The organism is Candidatus Latescibacter sp. (assembly GCA_030692375.1).
In the GTDB taxonomy this organism is placed as follows: Bacteria; Latescibacterota; Latescibacteria; order Latescibacterales; family Latescibacteraceae; genus JAUYCD01.
In genome coordinates this window covers 1-13,391 of sequence record JAUYCD010000009.1, presented here as the reverse complement: position 1 = coordinate 13,391, position 13,391 = coordinate 1, and the positions used below count along the sequence as shown (strand labels likewise).

Here is a 13,391-nt window from a genome sequence, read left to right as displayed (position 1 = left end):
TATGCTTCTTTACGGTATCGCCGGAGGGGCCTGCGCATTCACCCATGATTTCAATCTTCTCCTGGCCCTGCGATTCCTGCAGGGGCTGGGCGCCACAGCGGCGGGAACGCTCAGTGTCGCCATTATCGGCGATATCTATTCAGGGAAAAGACGAACCATCGCCATGAGCTATAATATCGGCGTCCTCAATGCGGGCACCATGAGTTTTCCGATCATCGGCGGAGGACTGGCCATGTTCGGCTGGCAGTACCCCTTTCTCCTGCCGCTTGCAGCCATACCTCTGGCTTTTGCCATGATGTACGGACTGAAATATCCCGAACCGGAAAACCACCAGGTGTTCCGCGAATATAACATTCCGGAATACTCCCTGCCAGCCGTTGACTATGCGGCGGTAAGGCAACTTCGAAAATACCCCCGTATAAGGGTCAATCGAACTCGTTTGTCGTGGATCTACAATATGTTGCATGGCGGCTTTATCTCCTTTCATAACAATACCATAAATATAATAAATCTAAACCGCCATGTCAAGCTAAATATTCATTTAATTTATTTATTTATAACAACTTATGTCAAAATTATCCTTTTGTAGCCCTCGTCTATTAAGGGGGTCGCCGCTTTATGCGGCGGGGGAATTTTATCTAAAGAGCAGATAAGTGATATGGCATATCTATCGCCGAATAAAAAATGGGGGATGACCAGTTTTCTTTTCGACTTTCCCCTTGTCCATTCGATAGATGTCGGATATATTTTTAAGATTGTTTTTCCTCTTTGTGCCTTTGTCCCTTTGTGCCTTCTTTATCGACTTTGGACTTTAATCCGAGGTATTTATGTCAAGCATATTCACCATTGCCGGGCGGCTGACCGGGAAAATGCTTTCCCGGAAAAACGTTGCCGAGGCGATTCGCTCCGTCCGTAACTATGTACATACCGGGATGCAGTCAGCCGAAATAAGGTTGAGGCTGGAAATGCTCCGGAAAAAACGCGAGCGCCATCTTACTATCCTCGGCCGGACGTTCTATCGCCTCATGTCGAACAATGTGCCTCTTTTTGGCGCCTCCCAGGTGAATACGACCTTTAAGGTTCTTGAGGAAATTGACCTTGAGATCGAGGCGGTAGAAGGTGAATTGGAACGGAGAAAAGCCGAGACGGATGAGCAAAGAAGGAAACTTTGAATCATGAAAATTTTACTCATCAATACCAACCGCTACCGGACGCCGCCGGTTCCTCCGCTGGGGCTTGAATATCTGTCCGATGCCCTCAGGTACACCCGCCATCGATGCCAGATTCTCGATCTCTGCTTTGCAGAAGACCCAGTGGAAGCACTAAAGAACGCCATTCGCGACTTCATCCCCGATATAGCCGGACTGACCATCCGCAACATCGATACAGTGCTTTTCGAGAACAACATTTTCTTCCTGGACGAGATAAAATCGTATGCCTCACTCCTGAAAGACAGGGGAGTACCGGTCATTCTCGGCGGCGCGGGATACTCTTTTATACCGGAAGGGGTTCTCCGGTATATCGGAGCCGATTACGGCATCTACGGTCCCGGGGAGAAGGCGCTGCCATACTTTCTTGATCTCTACGATAAGAATCCTCCGCCGCAGGGAACGGTACTGAACGGCTGGGAGATGGGCATCTACCCCGATCTTGAAATCAACCGTGAGAATGGAATCGACCACGCCCGCTATGTCCGTGAAGGCGGTCTTATCGGTTTCGAGACTCAGAAAGGCTGCCTCGAGCGCTGTTCGTACTGTTCGGAAGGAAGAGGCCGGGTTCTGTACAAAAATCCGGATCGAATCGTCGGTGAGCTGACCGGTATGGTGGAGAGTGGTTTCGACACCTACCACCTCTGCGACACCGAATTTAACCAGGACCTGGATTACTGCCGGGCTTTTCTTGAAGCTTTTATCCGAAGGGGGCTGAAAATCCGCTGGGCGCTTTACATGAAAAGCGCGCCCTTTAGCGATGACCTGTTCCGTCTCCTGGAAAGGAGCGGGGCGAACCTTATCACCCTTTCATTGCCGACCGGCGAAAAGTACCTGGAGCATACTCGTGAGATACGGCGCCTCACGGTAAAATACGGCATTCGGCTGGCGGTGGATTTTCTCTGCGGCTTTCCCGGCGAAACCGTAGAAATGGTGCGAAACACTGTGGAAACACTGCGGGAAATCGCCCCGGATACGGTGGGAGTGAACAGCACCATAAGGCTGAGTCCTGGAATTGCAGTCACTAAGAAAGCGCTGTCCTCGGCTGAACACAGGGAAAGACTCAAGGGAGCGATAACAGATAATCCCGACCTGGTCCGCCCGGTGTTCTATAACCATATTACGGCGGATATGCTCCGGGAGATAATCGGCGACGACCCCCTGTTCCATATCGAGGGATTCGAGCGGACATCGAATTATGAGAGGATATGAAAGATTGTCTGAACCTTGATTGGTTTACACCCATTTCCCCTGGTCGAGCAGTTTCATGAAATTACGCTTCGGTTTGTGGGCGGCGCGTACTTCGGCTATGTATCGGAGAAATTCTGCGTCTTTCCCAAGACCTTGCATGAGTTTGTTTATTTTTTGGATGTACTGAACAGCCTCTTCGTAGGACTGATTATTTTTCTGTTGCACCCTGTTCTCAATATGTAAACGGTAAACCTCGATAGCATCTTCGGGTTGCGATTCGGCGCGCTCATTAGCCAGCCTGAGCCACAGAGTATTTGAGCATCCGCCTTCTTTTGCCTCACGCCAAGCTGTTTCCGGATCCTTTTCCCATAGGAATATCTCTACAAGAAGAGACCTGTCGGTGTAATTCGTCCACCCCCAGGCTGTTTTTTTACGAGATTTGAGTTCACGCTCCGCTTTCTCCCAAAGGGTATGGAGCGCCTTTTCTCTCCAAACGCTCCAGGTATTATCCCGCGTTGCAAAATGATGGAGCTTCTCTAAGGCGCCAAGAGACGGGCGATCGAGGAAATCCGCCCAGACAAGACCCATTTCCTCGTCATGACGGCCCCGGAGGTGGTACTCCTCCACGAGAAAATCCCGGAGACGGGAATCAGTCTCTCTGGGAAACGCCTTCAGGCCTTTTTCGGCCCATGCGAACGCCATATCGGGCTTGCCGGCATTTTTATACAATTCCGCAATTCCGAGGAATGAATAGGCATTGGAGAGGTCTCGGATTTTCACTGCTACCAGATCCTCGATGTTTCCCGTAATACCGGCCAGCGATTCCATGATGTTGGTTATCGTATGACGTTTGCCGGAGTACATCGTAACAGGGTCACTCTTGCCCGGCTTCAACGGGGGGATTTTCGACCATTCCTCTTCAGCGAGTTTACGGTAAATTGCAACGCCTTTCTTTCCCAAAACCGGTGAATAATCTTCTAAAGCGCCGTCGAACATACCATTTTCTATTCGCATCTGCCATTCAAACAATTTTCCCGCCAGCTTCTCGGGGTCCGGGCGAGCCTTTTTACACGCCCGAAGGTGAATATCCCGGACACGCATCTGAACATCGCTTGTGTAACCGTAGAAATCTTCCATACACCTCATGTTCTCATCGAACCGGGAAAAAGCATGTTCCGTGAGATTGATCACCTCAGCGGCGAATCCATCCTTTAGAAGTTCCTCTATCGTGTCCACAACCGTATCGATTACCTCACCATAATCCCAGGATTCGCCATCATCTTCATAATCGGGAATAACGAACGCATTGTCAATGGCGACATAGTAAGCGCCGATGTCTATTCCGGTAGAAAGGCTCCGCGCCGTTTTAAGAATGAGCCGATCCCTCAAAAGCTCGTCCCTGCGGACCTGCTCCATGAGAAGTACAACCAGGTCGTCCTTCGGAAGCTGAGAAAGGTAGCTTTCCACATCATTCAGCGTGGTCTTTTGTTGCGGAGTTTTCCCGCCTTTTTCTTTCAAAGGATTTCGGTTTTCCAGCCATTCCAGCCCGACCGCCACACAATGCTTGCAGAAATTTCCTTCTTCCCCGTACGGACAGGTGCAGGAACCCTGGAGACTTTTCCCCACAATCCAGAGTTTTACTCTGTATTTTCTGTTACCCTTGACCGTTGCGTTTACACAGCCATGATCTTCGACAAGCCCTTTTACTCTTCCCTCTTCAAAGTATTCAATGCCTCGTCCGTATGAACGTTCACCGGCATGTTCGATCAAAGATTTTTTTGAAAAAACATCCGCTATCGTAATATCGCGGGCTTCGATCTCTTCTTTGTTCTTCCCCATATACTCCCTCGTAGGTGGAACGCCAAAAACAGATTGTTCACCCAAGTTTCTAAACCAGTGAGGAGCGACCGCTTTTCTTGTAATATGCGTATTAATTTTTTCGGAGGCAAGAGCAGGAGGGGAAATTTTTACGGTTACTTCAAAAGAACCATGCGTCTCATAGCTGCTGCCTGGCCGGTGCAAAGTCTGGTCAGGTAAACCCCGGAAGATACAGGCCGTCCCGCATTATCGCGGCCATCCCAGACAGCGGTATGCTCTCCGGCGGTCAGATTGCCGGAAACCAACTCTCGCACTTTCTGTCCGGTGACAGAGTATATGATGAGACTCACTTTCTCCGAATGAGGCAAAGTGAACTCGATGGCTGTCGAAAGATTGAATGGATTGGGATGTATGGAAGAGATTTGCATAGCCCAGAGTATCGATGTATTCACCGTTACCTGTGTGCCCTGATTGGAAAAACGTGAGATACCACCGCTCATACCCACCCATATATCGTTTGCGCTGTCCACAGTGATGCAGGTAACAGTATTCGATGGGAATCCGTCGGCGGTTGTCCATGTCTGCCATTTTTGCCCGTCGAAACGTGATATTCCACCGCCAGTCTCTATCTTCTGTTTATTCTTTTCAGGGCGCATGCCCACCCATATCACATTGTCCTTGTCCACACCAAGAGAGCTAACATAGCCCCGTCCAAGTTCATAACCGGTCCGCCAGGTTTTCCACTGACCGTTATCAAGGCGGCTTACTCCGTTCTGAGCGCCAACCCATATTTTCCCCTGACGGTCGAGCAGCATACAGGTGACCGCGGTGTCCGGCAGTCCCTCCACTTGTGTCCAGTGTTCGCCGTCAAAGCGGTTGAGGCCGCCCCCGTAATTACCTGAACTTATGCGATAACCGGGCACCGATAAAGCCCAGATTCTCTGTTCCCGATCTTCGATAATGAAGGGTACTGCTCCTTTATAAAGTCCTTCAGTCTCGGTATAATGACGCCAGGAGACGCCATCGTAACTCATTGCCCCGTTCTCTGTTCCTGCCCAGATAGTTCCTCTGCTGCTTTGAAGGAAGGTATAGGTGCTTCTCAGTGCGGAGTAGCCTTTCTGTGGGGACATCCATGTTTTCCAGGCCACGCCATCAAAACGAACGGCGCCTTCGATCCCGGAATACTCATAATCCGTTTCTGTTCCCGCCCAGAGGTATCCTTCACGATCAACTAATAGAGCACGAGTAAGACCCGGCCAGAATGGCAGATCCCTTCTTGTGAGCCGTAACCAACCTGGATTCTCATATCGGCTCACTCCCCCTATTGTCCATGGAGAATTGCCGTCACGTTCATCCCAATACGCCAGGCCGACCCATATTTTTCCGTTTGTATCCTTTATAAAAGGCGCAGCAGAGGTTGGCGCAGCGAATCGATGGCCTGGATAATCCATCAGCATCTCCCAATTGTTCCCGTCAAAACGGCTGACCCCCATATCGGTTCCTACCCAAATATGACCTTCTCCATCATCGAAAATAGAGAGAAGAGGATCGGATCGTTCCATAGATTGCATCCATTGCCATGTAAACCATTTCGAATATTGAAATCCGAAGAGGCCTTTATCCATACCAACCCATACAACACCGTCACGGCTCTCCAGGATATCACCTGCCAAATTCCCCGGCAATCCATTGTCCATATTAAACCAATTCCAGGATAGACCGTCGTAACGATATATCCCCGCAGTGCCGGTTTGCCATTCGTGTGTCTTAGATGCCGCCCAGATATTTCCTTTCGAATCCTCGAAAAGGTGATCTACAAAAGTTGTAATGCCATCCTTCGTTCTCCAGTTTGTCCATGAATTTCCGTCAAACCGGCTTACACCGCCTCTAGTACCAGCCCATATATTGCCGTGGTCATCTCTGATAAGGCTCTGGACGTGCCGATTTGCAAATTCAGGGTCCAACACCCAGTTTAACCATGTTTTACCATCAAAACGCCCTACATCAACCGGAGTTCCTACCCAAAGGTTATTCGAGAGATCGAAAGTCATGGAAATTATATCGTTCGAAATATCACCGGCATTATCATTACGGTAGAACCATCGCCAGGAATCATTTTCCAGCTTGTAAACTCCGTTATCGGCCCCGATCCAGATGTTTCCGTAAATATCTTCCTTTAACACGAGCGCATATGTATGCCGGTCGTTGTTTATCTGTATCCAGCTTTTCCAGTTTTGCCCATCAAATTTTTCGACTCCATTCCCTACAGAGATCCAAATATTTCCTTTACTGTCAAAGAGAGAACAGATGCTGCCGTTAAAAGAATTCAAAGAATTAGGTTTCGGCCAATATTCCCAACTTGAACCGTTATATCTGCATACCATATCATAGCTTCCGAACCAAACAGCGCCTGAACGGTCAACGAGGAAAGGTGTCACTTGCGAGTTCGGAACACCGTCAGCAGTGGTGAACCGTCTATAAGTCCCGTCGACAGTGTTATACCGAATTATACCTTCGTTCACTTTCATCCAGAGATAATCGCCCTGGAGAACCATTCCGTTCACCGTATTGGAATTTGTCCAATGGGTCCAGCCTTCCTGGGCAAATCCTGATGAAGTGTTGCAAACTCCAACACAAAGGATGGCAAGCAGGAATCGGAATCTTTTTCGAATAAAGGTATTCATCCGAAGTCTCCTTAGAAATAATGAGGGTATATTGGAAGCATAGTATTAATAGTTAATGTAAAGCTAAAACCTTGCCATAATTATTAACTTATTGTTGGACAATATAATAAATATTTATACCCTATGATAATCCCAAAATACTGTCCATTAACGGACACCAAGTGTACGGAAACGGACATTTGGGGTACGCTTTGGAGTCTTTAAAAACTGACTGCGAACACCGCAAAAAAGGCCGGACATTCATCCGGCCTTTTTCCACATCTCTGATCGGTTCTTTTTATTTACCTGTATAGAGCGAATATGGCGCGCCCTTGACATTGGTGCGGATACGGTAGACCTTGTCGTTGCAGTTCGCATAGAAGGTTTTCCCGTCATCGCCGCCGAAACAGCAGTTCACCGGCATGAGCGGGTAATGGATCAGGCCCACGAATTCGCCCTTTGGACTGAATATCTGCACCCCCATGATGGTTGTGATATAGACATTCCCCTTCTCGTCCGTCTTGAGGCCGTCAGTCTGCGGGTTTATTGACTTCTGATCCATGATTTCCGGAGTAACGAGGATATTCCCGAATTTACGGCCATTGGAAAGGGTGCCGTCCGCATTGACATCATAGGCCATCATGTAATTTACATGTGTGTTGTTGACATAGAGAACCTTGTTGTCGGGGCTGAGGGTAAGACCGTTGGGTTTTTCCATCACTCCGGGAGGAACCATTCGGATCACCTCGCCGTTCGGTTTAACATAAAAAACGCTTTTTCCCGGCTGCATGTAAGGCGGCGGAAGAATCTGGGGGTCGGTGAAATACACCCCCCCTTTGGTATCCACACAGAGGTCATTGGGGCCGTCGATACGCTTCCCATCCCATTTGTCGGCGATCGTGCGCATTATTTCGCCCTTGGTGGACATCTCGATCACCCGGTGTCCGTACATGTCGCACACAGCCAGATTACCGTTATGGAGAGGGAACGTTCCGTTCGTTTCGATCCCCCGCGAAATATACCGATACGTTCCGTTCGGGTCCATTTCCACTGTGGCGCTGACCGCCGGATCGCCCGTCCACTTTTCATCGTAACCCATGCTGGAGAAATAGAGTTTCCCACGGATCCAGGTGGGGCCCTCACAGTAGAGCAGGCCGGGGCCTTTTTTGGCGCCGTCAACTACCAACTCGATTTCCGCACCTTCCGGGATGATGGCGCGATAAGCCGCCAGCTTTTTGTTACGGATATCCAAATCCGGCCTCATCGGCCAGAATACTTCCAGGGCATCGCAGCCAAATTCGCCGACAGTACCGCTGTTAGCCATACCGGAGGGCAAAAGGAGAATGTCACCTTTCCCCATAGGGCGGGCATCATTTGCAACCTTGTTATCCATCGTACCGCGGAGGACGATCATCGTTTCTTCTTCGGGGGCCTTTTGAAGAGGCATGGAAGAACCGGCATCCATCCGCAGGAAGCCAAGCTGAACACCTCTACCCCAGATAAACCGCGAATAAGCCCCCTCGCCTAACTGAGTGAATTGAACATCGTGGAGATTGTATACCTTGCCGAGCCTGACCGATGGCGCGAGGCTGTATTTCCCCTCGGGAGAACTGGCGATAACATTGGATGCACCAGCTTTTTTCAGGTAATCGGAGCGTAACGTGGAATACACCTCCAAAATTTCAGCGCCGTTCGTTCCGGCTTTGAGCGCGTTCGGGGCGCCCTTGGCCAGATACACGAAATCGTTGCGCGCGCGATTTCCCGATATGGGTGTCATGCGCTGATACTCGATGGCGATCATGGGAACAAAAGCCCCATCGATGAACTGCTCCACCGAGCCTTTCATGACCACCATGATCCGATCGCCGGGAAGAATTTCCCTGGGAATCTGCGCGCCGGGGGCCAGAGTCATCCAGTTCACCAGCGCTCCCCGTCCCCAGTACATGCGGCCCTTGACTCCGGGAGCGAGCTCGGTTTCCGGGAGATTTTTCAGTTTCTTCACCACACCGGGTTCGAGGTTTGAAGAAACGCCGGTGTTCGGCATATCGGAGCGTGTACGCTGGTTCTGGGCGTTTCCTGCCGCTGTGTACGCTAATAGACAGACCATCAAACCCAGGCAAGCGGTAAACGGTGTTGCCTTTGGTTTTTTCATGCCAGGCACTCCTCTCAATTCTATGGTTCAGATATCATCCAGCGGATAGATCGGCCTCTTGACTTTCGTGTACGTCCAATTTTTAATCCCGGTGGAAGTGAAACCAGGAGTATCCGCCAGAATATAACTGTAGGTATCCGGCCGGTAGGTAGTGCGGAAAGCGAAGCCTCCTTTGCATACGGTCATCCGGTATTTTTCGGGATAGATGCCCAGGGCGTTCGGACGGCCCATATCGCTTGGACCGATCGGGCGGGAGTTGAGCAGGACGGATACTCCTTTCACATCGACCCGAGCTGAAATATCATTCTTGTCTGCGGAAATGTAAACAGCCACCACCTGACCGGTCAAAGATACCGGAGGACCGTAGAAGGGATGGGATTTCCCGCCTACATCCAGGGAAACGGTTGTGCCTTTTCCCGCCGCCGCAGCTTTTCCGGCGGATTCGGCATCCCAAATCGGCACAAACGCTGTGTCTACACCCTGTTTGAGGATTTCACGGAGGAGCGCGGTACCGTCGCCCGGCGTTCCCCCGCCGATGTTATCACCGCCGTCGGAGATGGCGACCGGCGGTTTTTTCGACTGCATGGCGAGACTGACCGCTTCGGCTGCATCGGGAAGATGCACCCAGTATTCCTTACGGTGGGCGAACATGATATCGCCCAGCTCATCTGCCATCTTCTGCGCCATCTCACGGTTTCTGTCGATAGTCACCGCGGCGCCGACCCCGCATTCCGGCACATCCTGCTGCATGAATCCCTGCGCCGGGCAGGCGAGAAGCGCTCCGAAAAGAGTGCGCTCCATTTCGCGGGCGCGGTCGTAAGTAAGTTTCATGGGCATCTCGTTGGGAAGAACATTGAGCGGAGGGCAGATCATCAGGGGGCGCTTGGCGAAGGCTACCACAGGTTTTATCTCGCCTCTCAGAGTCTTCAGCATCACCCAGGCGGTTTCTATACCGCATTGACGCATATCGACATGGGGATAGGTACGGTATACGCTGACAGAGTTGGAATTATTGACTTTCGCTTGGGTCAGGGTTGCATGGAGGTCTGCGGTGAGCATGATGGGGATATTCGGCCCAACTTTTTTACGAACCATTTCCACCAGCGCGCCCTCGCCGTCCGGATGGTTTTCGCACACCATCGCGCCATGGATATTGAGGTACACGGCATCCACCTGGTTTTTGTCGAGAAAATCGAGCATGGCGCCGCTCACAAAATCAAATGCTTTTGCTGTCACTGTCCCGGCGGGACTGGCGCCGGAGCTCACTGCGCCGATACATTCCACTTCCTGGCCGTGTTGATTCATGATCTCCATGAAACCGCCGATGCACCCGCTGTCCTTCAAAACATCAGTGCCGTAGCGGGCACGGTTTTTAAACGCATCGACATCGGTGATGAAAGGATTGAATGTGTTTGTCTCGTGGGCAAAAGCGCCTACCATGACCCTTTTCCTTCCGGAGCGAACGGTGCTTCGTGCGGTTCCGGTCTGGGCAAGAGAGGGTGCAGAAACCAGCCCGGCAACCCCGGTAACCGCGAGAGCGCCGAGGCTGACGGACCTTTTAATAAATTTTCTTCGCTGCATATGATTTCACATCCTTTCGGTTTTAACCAGACCGCACTCAGATAGTATCCAGCGGGTAAATCGGGCGCGGAATCTGGGTGAACTTGAATGTACTCAAGTCCACCGAGGCATATCCCGGAGTGTTGCTCATGATGTATTCGTAAACAGTGTTCGGATACTGCGGACGGAAGGCGAATCCTCCCTTGCAGACCACCATGACATATTTCGAGGGATCGACGCCGATGGCGCGCAGATTCTTCTGATCGTTCGGGCCGATCTGAGCTGTATTGACAAGGATGGTAATGCCGTTTGCCTCGATACGCGCGGCGGGATTCTCCTTCCCGGAGAAATCGGAGACCGCAGCCACCTTGCCGGTGATTTTTACCGGCGGGCCGTAAAGGGCGTCGGACTTGCCGCCCACATCCAGAGTCACGGTGGCGCCCGCACCCGCAGCGGCCGATTTCTTTGCCGATTCCGGGTCCCATATCTGGACGAAGGCTTTCTTCACCCCCTGTTTCAAAATCTGGGCAAGGAGCGCGGTGCCGTCGCCCGGAGTTCCCGCGCCCATATTGTCGCCGCCGTCGGCAATGGCTACCGGTTTGCCGGTCTTGCGGTTCAGCTCAAGCGCCTTGCGGATGGTCTCGTCAGGATAGGGAAGGTGTACCCAGTAATCCTTGCGGTAGGAGAACATGAGGTCGCCGAGTTCATCCGCAAGCTTCTGGGCCAGTGCGCGGTCGCGGTCCACAGTCACCAGAACTCCGGCGCCCTGGGTGGGGACATCCTGCTGCATGAAACCGTGGCAGGGGCAGACATTGAGAACGCCGGGGATGGTGCGCTCCATCTCCTTCGCCTTGTCGTAAACGAGCTTGATGGGCATGTCGCTTGTGACCACGTTCAGAGGCGGCCCTATCATGAGGGGGAGCTTCCGCACTGCCATGACCGGCTTGATTTTCCCGAACATCGTTCCCAGCATGATATCGGCGATTTCTTTCCCGACCTCGAAAGCGTCCACATGCGGATAGGTGCGGTAGACGCTCACCGCATCGGCCACTTCGGTCATCTGTTTGGTGGGCTTGCAATGCAGGTCCATGGTGAACATAATGGGCACCCCGGGACCGACTTTCTTGCGGATGAGCGCGAGCGTATCTCCCTCCATGTCCGGATGGTCCTCGGCGACCCCGCCTCCGTGGAGGCTGAGGTAAACGGCATCGACCGGGTTTTTGTCGAGCGTGTCCAGCATAACCCCGGTAATGTAGTCAAATGCTTCCTTCGTAACAATCCCCTGTCCCTCGCCGGCTCGAATGGAGCCGATAAGTTCCACATTGAACATCTCCATCACATCCAGAAATCCGCCGATGCTGTCCCCGACCGTGCCATGAACCATGTGGCCGCCGCGCTGCAGGACTTCAGTGCCGAGGCTCATATTTTTCTTGAAAATCTCCAGAGTGGTTTTCCGGGGATTGAACGTATTGGTCTCATGACTGAAACCGCCCACCATGATGCGCTTTGGGGCTGCTTTGGCGTTTTTACCCGAACAGGATGCAATTCCTGCTCCCGTCGCCAGCGCCCCGAAACCGGCGGCTGTGAGGAAGCCTCTTCTGTTATTCTGTGCCACGGTTACCTCCGACTAAAAACGACCAGTTTTAAAATTCTATGAACTGATAGATGCCGAAACAAGTTCGGCATGACAGCATCACCCTGAACTCGTTGCCGCTTTGCGGGAACAGTAAAACCGTTTCAGGGTCTACATTATTAAACCAACGTTCACACGACTTTTCAGAGAATATGGTATTTCTTAAATGTTTTGACTACGCCAGCGCCGGAACGCAGTTCCTGCCGTACCAAGTTCTCGCCCTGTACCTTTTCCCAGGCTTTGGCGATAACCTTATCCGCAATGCCCTGCGGGACCACCACGACGCCGACGTTATCGGCGAACACCAGGTCGCCCGGGGACACTTTCACGCCGCCGCAGACAATCGGGATATTCCGTTTCTTTCCGTCCATGCGGCCGAGAGAGTCATAGGGGGTCAGGCCGGCGCTGAATGTGGGGAAATTCAATTCGAGAATTTCATCGTAATCACGTACGCCGCCGTCGGTGATGACACCGGCCACCTTGTGGCCTACTGCTGCGTTGGAGAGCAATCCGCCCCAGAAGGCGGAAAGCCTGGGCGCATTCGCCTGGGCTATGATGATCTGGCCGGGCTTTGATTCATCGATAAGTTCCATTTCCATCTGGAATGGCTCTTTCGGTACCTGATTCACCGCTTCCAGGTAGATGGTGACCGCATCGCCCCAGGCGCGCATATCGGGCAGCAGCGGGCGGACTTTCGGGTCCATGCATTGATCGCGGACATTCATGGCATCCATCACATCCTGGATGACCGCTGTGAACAGCTTGGGGAGCTTGTCGTTGTATTTGGCATATTTCCCGCCCGTGGGAACTGGTATGTTTCCGGACGGTTTTGCTTTGGTCTGGCCTTCCGCGCCTGAGGCGAGCATGGCCCCTGTTACTGTCGCCCCTAGGAGCGATGCACCGCGGGTGAAGAGTTTGCGCCGCATTTTGTCGAATTTGCCGAAGCTCATGGAATTCCTCCGTTGTGGTTTGAATTAATCGTGGCTGCCTTCCTCATTGTCTGAACCATGATTCGCAGGATTATGGGATTAGCTTGATTTTAAAATACTTTGAGCCAATTGCATAAGTAGATATTTGAAGCAGCCCCCTTTAATCCACCCCGCACGTACTTCGTACGAGCGGGGACCCCGTGTCCTTCGGACATCCTTCCCCCGGAGGGGGCAGGA

Annotated in this window: 9 protein-coding genes; 3 read left to right on the top strand and 6 right to left on the bottom strand. The window is 51.9% G+C overall.

Translation table 11 applies throughout. The features are described from left to right. The 3 genes from Q8O92_00550 to Q8O92_00540 all read left to right on the top strand — a co-directional run. A partial coding sequence (locus tag Q8O92_00550) for an MFS transporter (protein ID MDP2981803.1) occupies positions 1 to 589 on the top strand: 589 nt, incomplete at its 5' end. 238 nt (positions 590 to 827) lie between these two features. Then, complete coding sequence (locus Q8O92_00545; GenBank protein MDP2981802.1) at positions 828 to 1,172, top strand: hypothetical protein; 345 nt, start codon at positions 828 to 830, stop codon at positions 1,170 to 1,172. Between the two features lie 3 nt (positions 1,173 to 1,175). Further along, positions 1,176 to 2,420, top strand: a complete 1,245-nt coding sequence (locus Q8O92_00540) for a cobalamin-dependent protein (protein ID MDP2981801.1) — start codon at positions 1,176 to 1,178, stop codon at positions 2,418 to 2,420. A gap of 24 nt (positions 2,421 to 2,444) precedes the next feature. Here Q8O92_00540 and Q8O92_00535 read toward each other — a convergent pair whose 3' ends face one another. The 6 genes from Q8O92_00535 to Q8O92_00510 all read right to left on the bottom strand — a co-directional run bounded on the left by Q8O92_00535 (position 2,445) and on the right by Q8O92_00510 (position 13,175). Then, a complete protein-coding gene (locus Q8O92_00535) occupies positions 2,445 to 4,238 on the bottom strand; it encodes an SWIM zinc finger family protein (protein ID MDP2981800.1) in 1,794 nt (597 codons plus the stop codon). 134 nt (positions 4,239 to 4,372) lie between these two features. Further along, the gene (locus tag Q8O92_00530) at positions 4,373 to 6,901 is read right to left on the bottom strand and encodes a two-component regulator propeller domain-containing protein (GenBank protein MDP2981799.1); all 2,529 of its coding nucleotides are present in this window, start codon (positions 6,899 to 6,901) and stop codon (positions 4,373 to 4,375) included. Between the two features lie 277 nt (positions 6,902 to 7,178). Further along, the gene (locus Q8O92_00525; GenBank protein MDP2981798.1) at positions 7,179 to 9,032 is read right to left on the bottom strand and encodes an SMP-30/gluconolactonase/LRE family protein; all 1,854 of its coding nucleotides are present in this window, start codon (positions 9,030 to 9,032) and stop codon (positions 7,179 to 7,181) included. Positions 9,033 to 9,059: 27 nt separating this feature from the next. After that, positions 9,060 to 10,613 carry a M81 family metallopeptidase gene (locus tag Q8O92_00520; GenBank protein MDP2981797.1) on the bottom strand — a complete coding sequence of 518 codons (1,554 nt, stop codon included), beginning with the start codon at positions 10,611 to 10,613 and terminating at the stop codon, positions 9,060 to 9,062. Between the two features lie 37 nt (positions 10,614 to 10,650). Then, on the bottom strand, positions 10,651 to 12,207 hold the full coding sequence (locus Q8O92_00515; protein ID MDP2981796.1) for a M81 family metallopeptidase: 1,557 nt from the start codon (positions 12,205 to 12,207) through the stop codon (positions 10,651 to 10,653). Positions 12,208 to 12,368: 161 nt separating this feature from the next. Next, on the bottom strand, positions 12,369 to 13,175 hold the full coding sequence (locus Q8O92_00510; GenBank protein MDP2981795.1) for an RraA family protein: 807 nt from the start codon (positions 13,173 to 13,175) through the stop codon (positions 12,369 to 12,371). Between the last annotated feature and the right edge of the window lie 216 nt (positions 13,176 to 13,391).

Coding starts and splice junctions, on each gene's coding strand:
- Q8O92_00530 (MDP2981799.1), bottom strand. CDS start 6,901: ATGAATACCTTTATTCGAAAAAGATTCCGATTCCTGCTTGCCATCCTT.
- Q8O92_00525 (MDP2981798.1), bottom strand. CDS start 9,032: ATGAAAAAACCAAAGGCAACACCGTTTACCGCTTGCCTGGGTTTGATG.
- Q8O92_00520 (MDP2981797.1), bottom strand. CDS start 10,613: ATGCAGCGAAGAAAATTTATTAAAAGGTCCGTCAGCCTCGGCGCTCTC.
- Q8O92_00540 (MDP2981801.1), top strand. CDS start 1,176: ATGAAAATTTTACTCATCAATACCAACCGCTACCGGACGCCGCCGGTT.
- Q8O92_00535 (MDP2981800.1), bottom strand. CDS start 4,238: ATGGGGAAGAACAAAGAAGAGATCGAAGCCCGCGATATTACGATAGCG.
- Q8O92_00510 (MDP2981795.1), bottom strand. CDS start 13,175: ATGAGCTTCGGCAAATTCGACAAAATGCGGCGCAAACTCTTCACCCGC.
- Q8O92_00545 (MDP2981802.1), top strand. CDS start 828: ATGTCAAGCATATTCACCATTGCCGGGCGGCTGACCGGGAAAATGCTT.